The 17,595-nt window shown below is 71.9% G+C and carries 13 protein-coding genes; 4 read left to right on the forward strand and 9 right to left on the reverse strand.

The annotated features are described in order from the left end of the window. Nucleotides 1-193: 193 nt before the first annotated feature. Entirely contained in the window at nt 194-1,180 is a 987-nt protein-coding gene (locus NMN56_RS32495) for a LysR family transcriptional regulator (RefSeq protein WP_274043946.1), read from the reverse strand. A gap of 230 nt (nt 1,181-1,410) precedes the next feature. Between NMN56_RS32495 and snpA the strand changes: the two genes are divergently transcribed. Then, entirely contained in the window at nt 1,411-2,070 is a 660-nt protein-coding gene (gene snpA / locus NMN56_RS32500; RefSeq protein WP_274043945.1) for a snapalysin, read from the forward strand. Nucleotides 2,071-2,197: 127 nt separating this feature from the next. Here snpA and pepN read toward each other — a convergent pair whose 3' ends face one another. Further along, the gene (gene pepN, locus NMN56_RS32505; RefSeq protein ID WP_283742531.1) at nt 2,198-4,768 is read right to left on the reverse strand and encodes an aminopeptidase N; all 2,571 of its coding nucleotides are present in this window, start codon (nt 4,766-4,768) and stop codon (nt 2,198-2,200) included. 358 nt (nt 4,769-5,126) lie between these two features. On the opposite strand from pepN, the gene NMN56_RS32510 reads away from it, so the two are divergent. Further along, nucleotides 5,127-6,779, forward strand: a complete 1,653-nt coding sequence (locus tag NMN56_RS32510; RefSeq protein WP_430542770.1) for a TIGR03767 family metallophosphoesterase — start codon at nt 5,127-5,129, stop codon at nt 6,777-6,779. A gap of 1 nt (nt 6,780) precedes the next feature. On the opposite strand, the gene NMN56_RS32515 is transcribed toward NMN56_RS32510, so the two are convergent. Next, complete coding sequence (locus NMN56_RS32515; protein ID WP_274043943.1) at nt 6,781-7,719, reverse strand: LysR family transcriptional regulator; 939 nt, start codon at nt 7,717-7,719, stop codon at nt 6,781-6,783. Between the two features lie 91 nt (nt 7,720-7,810). Here NMN56_RS32515 and NMN56_RS32520 point away from each other — a divergent pair, with 91 nt between their 5' ends. Then, entirely contained in the window at nt 7,811-8,833 is a 1,023-nt protein-coding gene (locus NMN56_RS32520; protein ID WP_274043941.1) for a DMT family transporter, read from the forward strand. A gap of 11 nt (nt 8,834-8,844) precedes the next feature. Next, nucleotides 8,845-10,002, forward strand: a complete 1,158-nt coding sequence (locus NMN56_RS32525; protein WP_274043940.1) for a serine hydrolase domain-containing protein — start codon at nt 8,845-8,847, stop codon at nt 10,000-10,002. Between the two features lie 86 nt (nt 10,003-10,088). Here NMN56_RS32525 and NMN56_RS32530 read toward each other — a convergent pair whose 3' ends face one another. The 6 genes from NMN56_RS32530 to NMN56_RS32555 form a co-directional block, all read right to left on the reverse strand. After that, complete coding sequence (locus NMN56_RS32530; protein ID WP_274043939.1) at nt 10,089-10,490, reverse strand: VOC family protein; 402 nt, start codon at nt 10,488-10,490, stop codon at nt 10,089-10,091. A gap of 47 nt (nt 10,491-10,537) precedes the next feature. Further along, nucleotides 10,538-11,947 carry a hypothetical protein gene (locus NMN56_RS32535; RefSeq protein ID WP_274043938.1) on the reverse strand — a complete coding sequence of 470 codons (1,410 nt, stop codon included), beginning with the start codon at nt 11,945-11,947 and terminating at the stop codon, nt 10,538-10,540. Nucleotides 11,948-12,216: 269 nt separating this feature from the next. After that, the gene (locus tag NMN56_RS32540; RefSeq protein ID WP_274043937.1) at nt 12,217-12,456 is read right to left on the reverse strand and encodes a hypothetical protein; all 240 of its coding nucleotides are present in this window, start codon (nt 12,454-12,456) and stop codon (nt 12,217-12,219) included. Nucleotides 12,457-12,503: 47 nt separating this feature from the next. Next, a complete protein-coding gene (locus NMN56_RS32545; protein WP_274043936.1) occupies nt 12,504-14,150 on the reverse strand; it encodes an alpha-L-fucosidase in 1,647 nt (548 codons plus the stop codon). Between the two features lie 319 nt (nt 14,151-14,469). Then, the gene (gene malQ / locus NMN56_RS32550; protein ID WP_274043935.1) at nt 14,470-16,818 is read right to left on the reverse strand and encodes a 4-alpha-glucanotransferase; all 2,349 of its coding nucleotides are present in this window, start codon (nt 16,816-16,818) and stop codon (nt 14,470-14,472) included. Then, a complete protein-coding gene (locus NMN56_RS32555; RefSeq protein WP_274043934.1) occupies nt 16,818-17,099 on the reverse strand; it encodes a hypothetical protein in 282 nt (93 codons plus the stop codon). The genes malQ and NMN56_RS32555 overlap by 1 nt, the downstream gene beginning before the upstream one ends. Between the last annotated feature and the right edge of the window lie 496 nt (nt 17,100-17,595).

A 17,595-nucleotide genomic window follows, 5' to 3' on the forward strand; every position in this document is an offset into this window, starting at 1 on the left:
CCCCGTTGGCCTCGCCGGCCGGGCGTCGGGGGGCTCCTCCCCCAGACTCCGTCCGGGGGGACCCCCACCCGGCAATCCCCCCGCCAAAAGGGGCTCCGCCCCCTCTGGACTCCCCCGCCCGTATCGGCCCAAGCCCTGGAGTAAGAAGTCCGAGGGGGGCTAGTTCGAGGCCGACATGGGGGGTGGGGGTGGTTTAGGCGACTACTGGGAGGGCTGGGTGTTCGTGGGCTCTTAGCCAGTGGGCGTAGACGGGGCTGGACCAGGCGACCTCTTCGTAGGCTGAGCGCAGGTCGCGGAAGACGGCGTCGCTCTCGGGGAGCAGGGTGCGGCCTGCGCGGAAGCCTACGACCAGGCGGACGCCCAGGGGGTCGCCGCGCAGGGGGACGATGGCCATGCCGGGGCGGGGTTGGGAGGTGGCCTGGCAGGGGGTGACTACTTCGCCGGCCGCCACCAGGTCGCCGGCGGACATGTAGTCGCCGTAGACGATGCGGGGGGCCACGCCCGCGTGGGTGAAGACGCGGCGCAGGCCGTCCCAGTCGCCGTCGACGCTGGGGTCGACCATCCATTGTTCGTCGGCCAGTTCGGTGAGGCACACGTCGCGTCCGGAGGTCGCTGCGGGGTGTCTGGCGGGTACGGCGACGAACTGGGGTTCGCGGTGTACGAGTACGCGGAGTTCTACGCCCTCGGGGACACGGAGGGGTGAGCCCTCCACCTCGTGCACGTAGGCGGCGTCGAGCTGGTTGGCGGCGACCATGCGCAGGAGGGTGTGGGCCGATACGTCGGTCTGGAAGGTGATGTCGGCTTCCGGGAGCCGCGCGTGGAGGCGGCGGAGCCAGCCGGGTACAGCCCTGCTGGCGGTGCTGCCGAGGCGTAGCCGTGCCTCTCCCCCGGCGGCACCGAGGCCGGCTGCGTCCTTGGCCTCGGCTATGAGTTCGGTCATCTGCGTGACGATGGGGCGGGCGCGGGCGAGTACGGAGCGGCCCAGGAGTGTCGGCCTGCTTCCGGTGCGTTCGCGGGAGAAGAGCTGGCCACCGATGGCCTGCTCGATGCGCCGTAGCTGGGTGGTCAGGGACGGTTGCGTCATGCCCAGTTGGCGGGCCGCCTTGTGCACGCTGCCTGTATCGGCGATCGCGCACAGTGCACGAAGGTGCCTCACTTCGAGCTCCACAGGCCGGAGCATAACGGCGGCGTCGCACGTCACACCAGATGTCCCGGGGGCAGCCTTACGGGGTGTGAACGCCCCTGCGGCATCGGGGGATTGAGCCGTCCTATCCCCAGTTGGCATCATCACGGGCCGCGCGGTCTCGAACAGACTCTCCGTCAGCAGGAAACCGTCCGGAGGGACCGGTACCGCCCCCCACTCCCACAACCTGTGCGGTGCCGGTCCCTCGGAACATGAGGAGACCCCCCATGAGATACCGCAGAGCGGCTCTTTCGGCGACGGTCGGCCTGGGCCTGACCGTGGGCCTGGGCCTCGGTGCCGTGCCGGCGACGGCTGCGCCGGACAGCCACGACACCACCCCCCGCAGCACGACGCAGGGTTACACAGGCGAGAACCAGAAGAACAACGAGGCGTTCTTCAAGGCCGTCGTCAAGGCCGCGATGAAGAAGCAGGCGGAGAAGCCCGGCATCCAGCAGGTGACCGTCAACTACCGTGCGAGCAGCGCGCCGACGTTCCGCAGCCAGATAGCCAACAGCACCTCGGTCTGGAACTCGTCGGTCCAGAACGTCAAGCTCGCCGAGGGCGCCGGAGCGACCTTCGACTACCGCGAGGGCAACGACCCGCGCGGTTCGTACGCGTCGACCGACGGACACGGACGCGGCTACATCTTCCTCGACTACGCGCAGAACCAGCGCTACAGCTCCAACCGCGTGGTCGCGCACGAGACAGGGCACGTGCTTGGGCTGCCCGACCACTACTCGGGCCCGTGCTCCGAGCTGATGTCGGGTGGCGGACCCGGCACTTCCTGCACCAACGACAGGCCGAACGCGGCCGAGCGCTCACGGGTCGAACAGCTGTGGGCCAACGGTGTGGCGAGCGTTCTGATGGAGCGTGCCACCTTCGGCTGACCCCCGGGTACGGCCTCCTTCCCCGCTTCCCCGCAGGCCGTACCTCTCCGAGGACGGGCGTCAATGCCTGACCCATACGTCGGCCCCCCGGCTCCCGACCGGGGGGCCGACGCACGCGCGTACCGGCTCAGCGTGCGCCGGCCGCCTCGTCGGCCGCCTGCGCGTTCAGTGCGCGTTCCACTCCGGCCCGCGACTCGGTGACCAGGCGGCGCAGCGCCGCGCTGGGCTCGGCCGAGGCGAGCCAGGCGTCGGTGGCCTCCAGCGTCGCGCGGGAGACCTGGAGCGTGGGGTAGAGGCCGATGACGATCTGCTGCGCCATCTCGTGGCTGCGCTGCTCCCACGCGTCCTTGACGACGGCGAAGTACCGCTCGGTGTACGGGGCGAGCAGCTCGCGCTGGTCGGTCTGGAGGAAGCCGCCGATGACGGCCTCCTGGATGGCGTTGGGCAGGGTGTCGTTCTCCACCACGGCGGTCCACGCCTCGGCCTTGGCCTCGGGGGTCGGGCGCGCGGCGCGGGCCGAGGCGGCGTGCCGCTCGCCGGCCGAGGTCGCGTCCTTCTCCAGTTCGGCGGCGATCTCCGTCTCGCCCGCGCGTCCGGCGGCGGCGAGCCGGTGGAGGAGCGACCAGCGCATCTCGGTGTCGATGGTGAGGCCCTCGACGGACCGGCTGCCGTCGAGCAGCCCCGCGAGCAGGTCGAGCTGTTCGTCGGTGCGGGCAGCGGCGGCGACGGTGCGGGCCCAGGCGAGCTGGTGGTCGCTGCCGGGGTGCGCGGCGCGCAGGTGGTCGAGCGCGGCCTGGGCCCAGCGGGTGAGCCCCGTCTCGCGCCAGGCCGGCGCGGCGTACAGGTCGAGTGCGAGCTTGACCTGCCGCTGGACGGACTGGACGACGCCGATGTCCGACTCCTTGCCGACACCGGAGAGGGCGAGGTCGAGGTAGTCGCGTGCGGGCAGTTCGCCGTCGCGGGTCATGTCCCAGGCGGAGGCCCAGCACAGGGCGCGGGGCAGGGACTCGGCGAAGTCGCCGAGGTGCTGGGTGACGGTGGCGAGGGACTCGGCGTCGAGGCGGACCTTGGCGTAGGAGAGGTCGCCGTCGTTCAGGAGCAGCACGGCGGGGCGCTTGCGGCCCTCGGGCAGCGGCACCTCTGTCCGTTCCCCGTCCACGTCCAGTTCGACGGTGTCGGTGCGCAGCAGCTTGCCGTCGACCAGGTCGTAGAAGCCGACACCCAGGCGGTGCGGGCGCAGTGTGGGTGCGCCCCTGGCCCCGGCCGGCAGCGCGGGGGCCTCCTGGCGGACGGCGAGGGAGGTGAGGGTGCCGTCGTCAGCGGTGGTGATCTCGGGGCGCAGCGTGTTGATGCCCGCGGTCTCCAGCCACGCCTTCGACCAGGTCGTCAGGTCGCGGCCCGAGGTCTCCTCCAGGGCGCCCAGGAGGTCTTCGAGGCGGGTGTTGCCCCAGGCGTGGCGCTTGAAGTAGGCCCGTACGCCCTGGAAGAACTCCTCCATGCCGACGTAGGCGACGAGCTGCTTGAGTACGGAGGCGCCCTTGGCGTAGGTGATGCCGTCGAAGTTGACCAGCACGTCGTCCAGGTCGCGGATGTCGGCCATGATCGGGTGGGTGGAGGGGAGCTGGTCCTGCCGGTAGGCCCAGGTCTTCATCTGGTTGGCGAAGCTGGTGAAGGCGTCGGGCCAGCGGCTGCCCGGCGCGTACGCCTGGCAGGCGATGGAGGTGTAGGTGGCGAACGACTCGTTCAGCCACAGGTCGTTCCACCACTCCATGGTGACCAGGTCGCCGAACCACATGTGGGCCAGCTCGTGGAGGATGGTCTCGGCGCGGCTCTCGTAGGCGGCCTCGGTGACCTTGGAGCGGAACACGTACTGGTCGCGGATGGTGACGGCGCCCGCGTTCTCCATCGCGCCCGCGTTGAACTCGGGCACGAAGAGCTGGTCGTACTTCGCGAAGGGGTACGGGTAGTCGAACTTCTCCTGGAACCAGTCGAAGCCCTGCCGGGTGACGGCGAAGATCGCGTCGGCGTCGAGGTACTCGGCGAGCGAGGGGCGGCAGTAGATGCCCAGCGGCACGCTGCGGCCCTCGCCCTCCCAGCTGCTGTGCACCGCGTGGTACGGGCCCGCGACGATCGCGGTGATGTAGCTGGAGATACGGGGCGTGGCCTCGAAGCGCCAGGTGTTGTCGCTGGGCTCGGGGCTCGGGGAGTTGGAGATCACCGTCCAGCCCTCGGGTGCCTCCACGGTGAACTGGAAGGCCGCCTTCAGGTCGGGCTGCTCGAAGCTGGCGAAGACGCGGCGCGCGTCGGGGACCTCGAACTGCGTGTAGAGGTACGCCTGGTCGTCCACGGGGTCGACGAAGCGGTGCAGGCCCTCGCCCGTGTTGGTGTAGGCGCAGTCGGCGACGACGCGCAGCTCGTTGCGGCCCTCCACAAGCCCTTCAAGGGTGATGCGGGAGTCGGCGAAGACGACGGCGGGGTCACGGGACTCACCGTTGAGTGTGATCTCGCGCACGGTCGGCGCGACGAGGTCGATGAACGTGTCACCGGGCTCGGCCGCGTCGAAGCGGACCGTGGTGGCCGACCGGAAAGTGCCCCCGTCCTGTGCCCCGCTCAGATCCAGCTCGATCTCGTACGAGTCCACATTGAGCAGCCGTGCCCGCTCCTGGGCCTCTTCGCGCGTCAGATTTGTGCCAGGCACTGTGGTGATCTCCCCACTCTCGCGGATCTCGAAGTGTTGTGTCGCAGCCATACTTCCACGCGGTTGCGCCACCCGGCGGCGGGCGTTCCCGCGCTGTTCAGGCAGGGGTCATCCGGGTTGCCAATGCACTCGGGAGGAGGGGGCTCCGCCCCTCTGTTCCCACCCGGGAGACCGTATGTCCCGCAGCTGCCGCTCGCTGTTCCCCGACTCCCCCGCCTCTCCCACCTCACCCGAGGGCTCCCCAGAAGGCTCCCTCGAAGCCCCCGCCGACTCCACCGCCGAGCCCGGCGCCGAGTCCACCGCCGGTGAGTCCGCCGCTCCCCCGCCTCCGGGGAGGACGTGGTACGGGCGCCGCAGGATGCTCGGGCTCGCCGGTACGGCGGGTGCCGCCGCCGCCTTCGGCCTCGTGGGTGCTCCGCGCAGTGCCCCGGCGCGTGAGCGCGTCCGGGCCAGGACCCCGCGCGTCGCCGCACACGGGCCGGCCACGGTGGGCCCGCCGGATTCCGGGACCACCCTCACGCAGGTGGCGACGCCCTCGGGCGACGGACCGTACCGGCGACTGGTGACGGGGCCCGGCTGGGCCCGCGTGGTGCGGACGGAGCTGGCGGACGCCGGGCGGCACCGTGCCGGACGCCGGGTACCGCTGGCCGCCTTCGTCCAGTTCACCGACATGCATCTGGTGGATGTGCAGCACCCGTTGCGCTACGAGTACCTGCGTGCTCAGACGTCGAGCGCGTGGCGTCCGCAGGAGGCGCTGTCCGTGGCCGGCGCCGTCTCCCTCGTCGAGCGGGTCAACGCGCTCGCCGGAGGGCCCGCCACAGGTGCGCCGCTGGCCTGTGTGGTGACCACGGGGGACAACACCGACAACAACTCCCGCGCCGAACTCGACTGGTTCCTCCGCGTGATGAGCGGAGGCCGCATCACCCCGAACACGGGCGACCCGCGACTGTACGAGGGCGTACAGGACAGCGGAATGGCCGACTACTGGCAGCCCGATTCGGATCTGCGCGACACCGACAAGGCCGTCGGCTTTCCCCGTATGGAGGGCTACTTGCGCGCGGCGACCAGCCGGGTGACCAGTCCGGGCCTCGCACTGCCCTGGTACGTGACGATCGGCAACCACGATCTGCTGCCCGGTGGCTGCTTCGCCGCGGGGTCGTCCGGCGGCTTCTTCGCGGACTTCGCGACGGGCGGCAAGAAGCTGATGCGCCTGCCCGAAGCCGCGGGAGCGCGCCTGTGGCACGCCGTCCAGAAGGGCCTGGACCCCAGGGGCGTGCGCTTCGAGGAGCTGCTGCGCACACAGCGCCGCCACATGCGCGAGGTCACACCGGACGCGGCACGGGCGCCGTTCACCGCGCGGGAGTACGTACGGGCGCTGTCCGACCCCGCCGTACGGGGGCGGGGGCCGACCGGGCACGGGTACACGGAGGAGCACGCCGACAGCGGCGCGGCCGACCGGCTGTACTACGCGTTCCGGATCTCCGACGAGGTGAGGGGCTTCAGCCTGGACAGCACGCGCCGGGACGGGCACTACGTGGGCCGGATCGGTGACGCGCAACTGGACTGGCTGGAGGACCAGTTGCGGCGCGAGAAGGACACGTACGCGATCGTCTTCAGCCACCACACCAGCACCACGACCCCCGAGGGCGGCGCCCGTCTGCTGGAGCTGCTGGACCGCACCCCGCACGCGGTGGCCTGGGTCAACGGGCACAGCCACCGCAACAGGGTCACCCCGCACGGCACCTTCTGGGAGATCAGCACCGCCTCGCACATCGACTTCCCCCAACTGGCGCGCGCGGTCGAGCTGGTGGACAACAAGGACGGCACGCTCTCGCTGTTCACCACGCTCCTGGAGTCGGCCGCTCCGCACGCGACCGACTTCACCGACCTGTCCCAGACCGGGCTTGCCGCGCTCTACAGGGAGCTGGCCTTCAACGCGCCGGGCGCCCGCGAGGACCTGGCGGGCGGGTCCGCCGACCGGAACACCGAACTGCTGCTGCGCAAGCCATGACTCAGCCGGCGGCGTCCGGCCCGGCCGCCCCGCCCCTCGGGTCCGACCCGTCCGCCACGTCCGCCAGGAGGGCCGCCACGCACGCGCGCACGGACGGGCTGTCCGCGTGCGCGCGCCAGGCGGCCCGCACCTCCCGGCGCAGGGCGGGGCGTACGGGCACGAAGCGCACTCCGGGAGGGCAGAGGCGCTGCGCCATCTCCGGCACCAGCGCCGCGGTCAGACCGCGGGCCACGAAGGCGAGCTGGGTGGCGTACTCGGTCACGGTGTAGCGCACCTGCGGCTCCAGGCCGCGCACGCGCAGCGCCTGGACAAGCGCCTCGTACGGCTCGGTGCCGGCCGGGCAGCTGGCCCAGACGGCTCCGTCCAGCTCGGACAGGTCCAGCCAGGGCCGCCCGGCGAGGGGGTGGTCCTCAGCGAGCGCCACATGCACGTCCTCGACGGCGAGGGTCCTCAGATGCAGACCCTCGGGCAGGGGCATGGGGCGACTGTGCCAGCTCTCGATGAGCAGCAGGTCCAGCTCGCCGCGCAGCAGCAGGGGCACCATGTCGACGGCCTCGCCGTCCACGACCGTGACGGTGAGCCGGGGATGTGCCCGGGTGAGCCCGGCCAGCACGTCGGGGAGCAGGGCACGCAGGGAGCTGCCGACCCCGCCCAGTCGGAGGGGGCCGAGGATCTCGTCGCCGAGGTCGGCCAGATCGGACTCGGCCTCAGCGAGCTGACCGACGACACGCGCCGCGTGCCCGGCCAGGACGCGCCCCGCGTGGGTGAGGCGGACGCCCCTGCCGTGCGGCTCCAGCAGCGTGTGCCCCGACTCGCGCTCCAGCTTGGCGAGTTGCTGGGACACGCCGGACGGGGTGATGTGCAGGGCGCTCGCGGCGCGCGCGAGGGATCCGTGTACGGCGACCGCGTCCAGGGCGCGGAGCCTCTCCAGGCTGAACACACGAAAGAGGTTAACTCGACAGCAGCGCTCATCAGTACCGGACATAAATCGTCGCTTTTGCTTGTGAGTGCCAGCAGGCACAGTGGCGGGCATGACCACAGAGGGAGCGGAGGCAGGCGGCAAGGTGACGGTTCCGCCGGGCAGCGGACCCGCACACGGCACACCACACGCACGACCCGGAAACGGCGAGGGCGGCCCGCGCGGCGGACGCAGCAGGCAGCACCAGCAGCGTGAACACCGCGAAAGCCGCACACAGCGCAGCCCCGTCGCGCTGGCCGTGATGGGTTCCGCCTGCATCTCGGCCTCGGCGATGTTCGTGAAGCTGTCGGGGGTCGACGCGGGCACGGCGGCCTTCCTGCGCTGCGTACTCGCGCTGCTGGCGCTGCTGCCCTTCGCGCTGGTGGAGCTGCGCAGATACGGCCCGCGCCCGTTCCGCTTCCAGATGCTGGACCTCGCGGCCGGCGCGCTGCTCGGGATCGACTTCGTCTTCTGGGCGCAGAGCATCCACGACGTCGGCTCGTCCATCGCCACGGTGCTGCTGAACCTCCAGATCGCCGTCTTCCCGCTGCTGGCCCTCCTGTTCGGGCGCACCCGCCCCGGCAAGCGCTACTGGCGCACACTGCCCGTGATGGTCCTCGGCGTCGCCCTCGCCAGCGGTGCGCTCGGCAGCCCCGAGCCGGGCAGCAGCCCGGTCTCCGGCGTCCTGTACGGCGCCGTGGCAGGCGTGGCCTTCGCCGGCTACCTCTTCCTCACCCGGCTCGGCGCGGGACACGCGCACACCGTGCATCCCGTATGCGTCTCCACGCTGGCCGCCGGGGTGACCTCCGGCATCCTCGGCTCGCTGTGGACGGGGATCGATCCGGCGCCCGGCTGGGGCCCGTTGGGCTGGCTCGCGATCATGGCACTGTTCGGGCAGGTGTTCGCGCTCATCCTCATAGGACCCGCGCTGGCCCGCCTGGCACCCGTGACGAGCGCGGCGCTGCTGCTGCTCCAGCCGGTGCTGGCCATCGGCCTCGGTGTCGTTTTCCTTGGCGAACGGCCCACCGTGACCCAGTTCGCCGGATGCGCCCTTGTCATCCTCGCGGTTTGGCACTCCAGCAGGAGTGATCACTAAAGTTACGGTCCATGCGCCTGCCGCGTGCCGTCCTCACAGGTCTGATCGCCACAGCAACCGCCCTCGCCCTCTCCGTCGGCTCGTCCGCCGCCGCGGACCGCGGCCACGCCCGCACGCGCGAGGCGATGGACGCCGTCGTCCAGGAACGGCACGCCCCAGGGGTGTTGGGCCACGCCGAGGACGGCGGCGGCGTGTGGAGCGGCAGTTCGGGCACGGCCGATCTGCGGACGCTGCAGCCCCGCATGCCCCAGGACCGCTTCCGCATCGGCAGCCTCACCAAACCGTTCGTGGCGACCGTGCTGCTCCAGCTGGAGTCCGAGGGCAAGGTGCGCCTCGACGATCCGGTGGGCCGCTGGCTGCCGGACGTACCCCTGGGCCGGTACGGCGCGGGCATCGGCGACCGGTCCCGTCCGTCCCGCACCCTCACGGTGCGTCAACTGCTGGGTCACACCAGCGGAATCCCCAACTACACCGCCGACCCGGTCCTGCGCCGTGACTACTTCTCGACACGCTTCCTCACCCGGCGCTGGACCACCCACACCCCCGAGGGACTGAGCGGGGCCGCGCTCGCCCAGCCGCCGCTCTTCGCGCCGGGCACCAAGTGGAGCTACTCCAACACCAATTACCTTCTCGCCGGGATGATCATCGAGCGCGCCACGGGGCACTCCTACGCGCACGAGATCGAGCGCCGTATCGTCCGCGCCCTGAAGCTGCACGACACCTCGCTCCCCGGCACCTCGCCCCGCATACCCGGCCAGCATGGAAGGGCCTATTCCACGCTGTTCGTGCCCAAACGCGAGGCGGAGGTACACGATGTCACCGCTTTCAACCCGTCGTTCGCCGGGCCGGCGGGCGAGATGATCTCCTCGACCCATGACCTCGTGCGCTTCGTCCGCGCGCTGCTCACGGGCGGGCTGCTGCCCCCACGGCAGCTCCAGGAGATGAAGTCCTCGGTCGCCGTACCTGACGGCGACCGCTACGGCCTCGGCCTGACCAGGCGCACCCTCTCGTGCGGCGTCACGGTGTGGGGCCACGAGGGCACCATCCACGGCTCCCGCTCCTCCGCCTTCACCACCGAGGACGGCACGCACACCGCGGCGTTCAACATCAACGGCGACTGGTCGGGCGACACACGGCCCCTGGTCGACACGGAGTTCTGCGGCACCTGACACGGGCGCCTGTCGCGCGGGTACCCGGCTCCGGGGCGCTCTGCTCCGGGCGGCGAGCAGCGGGTGACGGGGCAGGGCCGCGCGGCTCAGGCGAGGTCGGCGGCGGGTGTCGAGACGTCCACGAGCTGCCCGTTGGGGTCGCGGACGAGCATGCTGCGCTGCCCGTAGAACGTGTCACGCGGGGCCTCCACCACGTCGAAACCCCGCTCGACGGCTGTGCGGTGCGCGGCGTTCACGTCGTCCACGACGAAGGTCAGAATGGTGCCCTGGTGCCGCCCCTCGGCCCCCGCGTGGGCGCCGGGAACCAGTTCGTGGTCGCGGCGCCAGATCCCCAGCTCGTTGACGGGCAGGTCAGGGTCCTGGAGGTTCACGAACCAGTCGCTGTCGAAGACGGCCTTGAGGCCGAGCAGCGCGGCGTAGAAGTCACGGGTCTCCTCCATGCGGCCGGCGTCGGCCAGAACGCTGGCGAAAGCGCGGTTCACAGTCATACGGACCACCGTAGGTGCCCCCGGTGACAGCGGCACGTGGAGGGGGGTCAGCGCGGCAGGACGGTGAGGCGCGCCGCGGGCTCGCGCTCCGCCGAGGTCATCAGGGCCGTGCGGACCACGGTGGCCTGCTGCTCCAGCGCGTCCCTGAGCTTGCGCGGGGTGACGTGGACGACGGTCACACCGAAGCGTTCGAGGATGTCGCGCCTGCGCGCGTACTCACTCCAGACGGCAGCCTCCTCGGCGGACTCCGCGGACTCCGCGGACTCGGCCGCTTCGGCTGCCTCGACCGGACCGGCCGCTTCGACCGGACCCGCCGGATCAACCGGGTCGGCCGGCCCCGGGCCCCCGGCGCGTGGTGCGCGGGCGTCGATCTCCACGGCGACGCAGTGGTCGGGCCAGTACGCGTCGACGACGCCCAGCCGGGGGCCGCCCGGCACCCGCAGTTCGACGTTCCAGCAGGGGTCGGGCAGATCGTGGCGCAGCACCATGTCGTAGAGCCGCCCCTCGGCCAGCGCGCGCCCCTCGGCCAGCAGGCTGTCCACGGCGTCCACCACGTGCGCCCGCCCCAGCAGCCTGGCCCTGGCCAGCTCGCGCACCACCGCCTGCGGCTCGCAGTGGCCGCTGCGTACCGACTCCGTGAGCAGCCGCCGTACGACGAGCGCGTCGGCGTCGCCCAGCGCCCGTACCGCGTCGGCCAGCGCGCGGGGCACGGGCGCGACGGGCAGCCCGGTGATCTCCTCGGGCTCGGGAAGGTTCCGGGCCCTGACGATCCGCGCGCAGCCGGTCGAACGGGGCCTGCGCCCGCGCGGTACGAGTACGTCGATCCGGTCGAGCGACGGCAGGGTGGGCGCGGCCGTGAAGCGGTGCAGGGCGAGCGCGGCGAGGCCCGTGATCATCGCGTCCCGGGGCAGTCCCGTGCCGGGCGCGGTGCCAGGCGTGGTGCCGGGCGCGGCGGGCGGCGTGACGGCCGTCGCCGCGTCGAGCGCGGAGTCGGACGCGGAGTCGGACGCGGAGTCGGACGCGGAGTCGGACGCGGAGTCGGACGCGGTGGCCGGTGCGGCGTGTGCCGCCTCCGGTGGGGCGTACGGGGCGCCCGGTGCGGCACACGGGGCGTCCGCCGCCGGGCTTGTCACCGGGTCTGTCGCCGCCTCCGGTGCCGGTGCCGGTCCTGCGGCCGTTCCCGCGGCGGACCTGCCCGGGGCCGCCTGTGGAGGGACCGTCGCGTCCGTCGCGTACAGCAGCGCGGCACGCAGCCGTTCGTCGCTGGTGGGCTCGCCGGTATGGAGGAGGCAGACGCCGGGCAGCAGCATGCGCCAGGGGCCTCCCGGGCGGCAGCGCTCCTGGGCCATGGCCGCGGTGACCCCGTGCTCGCGCAGCGCGCGTGCCGTCATCACGCTGCGGTTGGCCTCGGGGAGGTGGCTGAGGGGGCGGGGCGAGAGGGGAGCGTTGTGCGTCATGGTTCGGCGATTCCCCGCGGAATCACGGCTCCCACGCGTGTGACAGAGCTGTCGACAAAGCCGGACAACTCTGTCCTAAAGCACGGGAGTTCGAGTGCCGAAGGGTGGCCTCGCGCACGACGCGAAAGCGGAGAACGCACCGCCATCCGGCGGCGGGGGAACGCACCGGCACCCGGCGGCGACCGCGCAGGGTGTCCGACGCACGCAGCAGAGCGCCCCCGGCGTGGGGCGCCCTGCTGTGAGAAGTTTTCCGGCTGCCGGCTCCGCCGTCAGCTGCTCTTCTTGCGGGACTTGTCGCCCACCATGACCAGCCCGGCGATGACCAGGAAGAGCACGATCGGTGCGGCGACGTACAGTCCGAGGGTCTCGATGATGCTGAGGCCGGGGCCCGGGTCGTCGCCGTCGTCGCGGGTGAGCGCGAAGGCGGGGGACGACAGGAGCATCATCAGCGTCGCGCCGGCGGTGACCGTTCCGGCGCGCAGGGCGTTCTTGTTGACCTTGTTGCTCACACAGCCAACATATAGGACCGTCGAACAGCCCGCGCGCCGGGGTGGGCCTATCCGGCGGGCGCCTTGCTGAGGTGCAGTGTCACCGGCTTCAGATGGGGTTTCGCGCGGCTCTCCTGGACCTTCACCCGCACCTTGTCGGCCGTCACGGGAGAGGGCAGGGCGAGGATGCGGCGGTGTCCGACGGTGGTGCCCGAGGCGATCTGCTTCCAGGTGCCGCCCGAGCGGGCCTCGACCGTGAAGCGCTCGACGCGCTGCCCCTTGCGGATGTCCTCGCTCACGCCGACGCGGTCGAAGGTGTGAGGGCCGTGGCCACTCCTGCGCAGGTCCTTGCCGTAGATGTCGCGTACGGCCTTGCCGAAGGAGGTCAGCTCGGTGATGTCGGCCGCCGCGATCCTGCCGTCCTTCGCGGGTGGGACGTTGAGCAGCAGCGAGGCGTTACGTCCGACGCTCTGCTCGTAGAGCGACAGGAGTTGGGCCGCCGTCTTCGGCTTCTGGTCGGGGTGGTGGTACCAGCCGGGCCTGTTGGAGACGTCGGCCTCCGCCGGGTACCACTGGAGGTACTTCACGGAGGGGTCGAGGATCTTCTGCCGGGAGCCGATGTCAGGGTCCGTCGAGTCGTTCGGCAGCGGGGCGTGTGTGGTCCACGGGTCGACGGTGTGCGGGGTGACGCTCCACTCGGCCTCGCGTGCGATCCCCTTCTCGTTGCCGACCCAGCGCACACCCTGGGGTCCGCCGAAGACGGGGGTGTCGGGGGAGAGTTCGTGGAACATCTTGAACCACTCGGTGTGGCCGTACTTCTGGGTGATGCCCGCGTCGCGCCAGGGGTTGGCGCCGTCCAGCCACAGCTCGTCCAGGGGGCCGTACTGGGTGAAGACCTCGTAGACCTGGTTGAGGTAGTACGCGTCGTAGTCGTTGACCTTGACCTTGAAGCTGGGGAGCTTGCCGCTGCGTACGTCGGCCGCCCTGTCGTCGCCGGGGACGAGGGTCGGGATGGTGCGCTCGGTCGGCTCGCTGCCGTTGCCGTAGCGGCCGTGGCCCTGCGGCGGGCCGCCGTCCTTGAGCGCGGTGCTCTCGACGGTGGTGAGCGGCTTGCCCGCGTCCTGCTTGGCCTTGATCTCCGCCAGCCACTTCTTGTGCCAGCCGTGCGGGAGTTCGGCGCCGTCGGCCGGTGAGAGATAGACGCCGACCTTGAGCCCCGCCTTGCGCGCGGCCTTCACATAGGCACCGAGGATGTCCTTCTTCCAGGGCGTGTTCTTGACCGAGTGGTCGGTGTAACGGCTCGGCCAGAGCGCGAAGCCGTCGTGGTGCTTGGCGGTGAGCATGACCTGCTCCGCGCCTGCCGCCTTGTAGGCCCGCATCCACTGGTCGAAGTCGATGCTCTTGGGGTCGAAGTTCTTACGGTCCTCGGCGCCCGAGCCCCATTCGCGGTTGGTGAAGGTGTTCATGCCGAAGTGCGTGAAGGCCGTCACCTCCCGCTGCTGCCAGGCGTACTGCCCCTTGGTGGGCACCGTCTTCGCGGCCTTCTCGATGACGCGTTCGGGGGTGTCGCAGGACTCGATCGTCATCTGGGAGGCGGGCTTCACGGGCGACTGGCACCCGGACCCCGCCTGCGCGCTCGTCTGCAGCGGAAGCACCACCGCCCCAGCCAGCCCCAAAGCCAGCAGCAGCCGCACACGCGACCGACGTCTCGCCATGTCTCCTCCAGCTCCCATACCAACATTGGTCGGATCTTTTGCAGGGACATGACGCATGGTGCCGTAGAGGGAGGGAGCCGAGAAAGACATAGGTCCCATCTATTTCCGACCGGTCCCGCGCGGGACCGGACAGCGGCCTGCGCCATGACGGCCGTACGGAGGGCTACGCCGGCGCCGCCTGGAGAGCTACGCGCGCGCCGCCCGACACACACCTCCGGCGGAGGGCGTCCCCAGGCAGCGGGCTCCGCCGACGGAGGAGCCCACGCCGGTCAACAGGAAGTGCGGCGGGCCGCGAAGCGCGCGGTGGGCCGTGTGGTGGTCAGCGGAGCGCGTGGCGGAGGGCGGTGAAGAGGTCGTGCACGCGGGGGGAGGCGGCCAGGTCTTCCAGGGGCAGGGGGCGGCCCTCGGCATCCGCCAGTGGGAGGCGCCAGTTGGGGTACTCCTCGCTGGTGCCGGGGACGTTCTGCGCGCGCCTGTCCCCCACCGCGTCCGGCAGCCATACGCCGACCAGCCGCGCCGGCGTACGGGCCAGGAAGCGGTAGACCGCCCGGATCTCGCCCTCCTCGTCGCCCCTGCCCTCGGGCAGCAGCCCCAGGCACTCGAACAGCCCGAGCCACTCCTCCAGTTCGGCGTTGTCGGCTGCGCGCTCCTGGACAGCGGGAGCGTTCAGCAGGCCGAGGCGGTCGCGCAGCGCGATGTGCTCGCCCGTCAGCCGCGCCGCCGTGCTGGGCAGGTCATGCGTGGTCGCCGTTGCCAGGCAGTCGGCACGCCACTGTTCGGGCCGCAGCGGGACGGCCTCGCCCGCCGGATGCGCCGTCTCGTCGGCAGGGTGCGCCGCCTGCTCCCCGTAGCTCTTCTCGAACCACAGGACGGACGTGCCCAGTACGCGCCGCGCCGCCAGGCCCTCCCGTATGCCGGGTTCGACGGTGCCGAGGTCCTCTCCGATGACGGCGGCACGCGCGCGGTGCGCCTCCAGGGCGAGGACGCCGTGCATGGCCTCGGTGTCGTACCGCACGTACGTGCCCTCTGTCGGCGGCCTGCCTTCCGGGACCCACCACAGCCGCGAGTGGCCCATCACATGGTCGACGCGCAGCGCGCCCGCGTGCCGGAACAGGCCGGTCAGCACCTCGCGGTACGGCTCATAGCCCGCCTCGGCCAGTGCGTCGGGGCGCCAGGGCGGCAGCCCCCAGTCCTGGCCCCGCGCGTTGAACGCGTCCGGGGGAGCACCGACAGTGATGCCTTTCGCAAGGATGTCCTGCTGCGCCCAGGCGTCCGCCCCACTGGGGTGGACGCCGACGGCCAGGTCGTGCACGAGTCCGACCGACATCCCGGCGTCCCGCGCGGTGCGCTGCGCAGCCGCGAGCTGGCTGTCGACGAGCCAGGCCGCCCAGCAGTGGAAATCGACGCGTTCCATGTGCGCGTCGCGCGTACGGGCCGTACGGTCCGAGCGCGGATCGTCCAGACCCGTGGGCCAGGAGCGCCAGTCGGGGCCGTGGAGTTCGGCGAAGGCGCACCAGGTCGCGTGGTCCTCCAGCGCCTGCCCGCGCTCGGCGAGGAAGTCGCAGAACGCCGCGCGCCTTCCCGGACTGAGGGGCACAGCGCGCAGCAGCTCCAGCGCCTCGCGCTTGAGGTCCCAGACGGCGTCGCGCTCGATGTACGCGTCCTTGCGCAGCACGGCCTCACGGAGCGAGGCGGCACGGGAGACCAGCGCGGAGACGCGCGTACGGTCCTGCTCCCCCAGGTACGCGTACTCGGGGATCTCCTCGATGCGCAGATGCACCGGATCGGGGAAGCGGCGCGAGGAGGGGCGATAGGGGGAAGGGTCCGTGCGCTCGCCCGAGGCGCTGGGGACGGCGCTGTGCAGCGGGTTGAGCTGGACGAAGTCGGCGCCCAGCGAGCGGCCGGCCCAGGCGGCGAGTTCGCTCAGGTCGCCGAGGTCGCCCATGCCCCAGGAGCGCGCCGAGAGCAGGGAGTAGAGCTGCACGAGCAGCCCGTGTGCCCGCCCGGCTTCCGCGCGTAGGCGCGGCGCCGGGAAGAGTTCGGGCGCCACGATCAGCGTGCTGTGCGCTGCCCGGTCGTCGGGCGCGTGCACGAACAGGGTGTGGACACCGAGCGGCAGCGCCGTACCAGGGCCCCAGTCGAGGGTCTCCCCGCCGTCCGTGACGACACGGAGGACGGTGCCCTCCGGGAGCCCGGCGAGGGGTCCTGCGGGGAGCGTGGCACGGGGTAATGACCGCGAGGGGTGCCCGGGTCGCGAAGGAGAGCCGGACGACTGGGGGCGTGAAGGAGAGCCGGACTGCGGGGGTCGCGGAGGAGAGCCGGGCTGCGAAGGAGATCCGGGCCGCGCTCCCGTCGGCCGTAAGGGGGCGGGCGGGGGCGTCGTCGGGGCGCCCGCCGCGCCGGAGCGCAGCACGACGGTGGGGGGCAGCAGGCGGAGCCCGTCCCACTCGTGCCGCTCCAGCGCCTCCCGTACGGCGTGCGGCGTGGAAGCGTCCGTTCCGAGGGCCGCGAGCACGTCGACGACCGTCTCCCGGGGCACCTGGACCTCCCGGCCCGGCGCCGGCTCGTAGGAGAGCGAGACCCCGTGCGCCGCGGCGAGCCGCGCGAGGGGGGTCCCCCCGGACGGAGCCTGGGCGGGTGTCGCCCGGGACGGGCCCTGGGGGGCCATCAGATCTCCGCGGGCTCCGTGCCGAATCCGGCGCCGGCCGGCTCGCTGGTCAGGGGTGCTTCGGCGAGCGGGGGCTCGCTGGTCAGGGGGGCGACGTCGGCGAGCGGGGGCTCGCTGGTCAGCGGGGCTTCGGCGCATCCACAGGTGCACGAACCGTCGAGTCCGGAGTCGGGGTGGGACACACCGGACAGGTCTACCGGCTCGTGCCCCCGTTTGCGGTGTGTCCGCTGGCGGGGAAGCGGGGCGAGGGCGGACATCAGAAGTTCAGCGGACGCGGCCACGGTGGGCCTCCGTTCGTTGACGAAAGGATGGACAGAACTGCCCCTTACCCAGTCGGTCCGGGCGCAGACGTATCCAAGGGGGGAACGTGTCCCAGCTCACTTCGGTTCCCCGCGTGGATTTCCCGGAGCGGGGGACGAGCAGGCGAAGATGTGCGGGACTTTTCGGGCATCTCGCAACAGGATTTGCGTATCCCCCGGCGTGCCCCGCCTCCGCCTCCCCGGCACCCCGCGCCCGGCCTCCGGCCACGGGTTTCCGGGCGGCCGACTGGCCGCGAAAACCAGCGAAGGGCGGGCCCCGAACTCCTAGAATCTGGGCGTGCGTTCCGGTTCGGCGGCGTGGCCGGGTGCGGGGCGCGGATACGGTCGCGCGTACCGGTTCCGTTTGTGGCCTGTCTGTGGCAACCCTTGGTACATGCCGGGTGACCACCGCACCTAGGGTTCTGGCGGGGCCCGGACGCGTGCGCTGCGGGACATGTGCCCGTACGGAGGCAGAACG

Source organism: Streptomyces iconiensis (assembly GCF_028657195.3).
In the GTDB taxonomy this organism is placed as follows: Bacteria; Actinomycetota; Actinomycetes; order Streptomycetales; family Streptomycetaceae; genus Streptomyces; species Streptomyces iconiensis.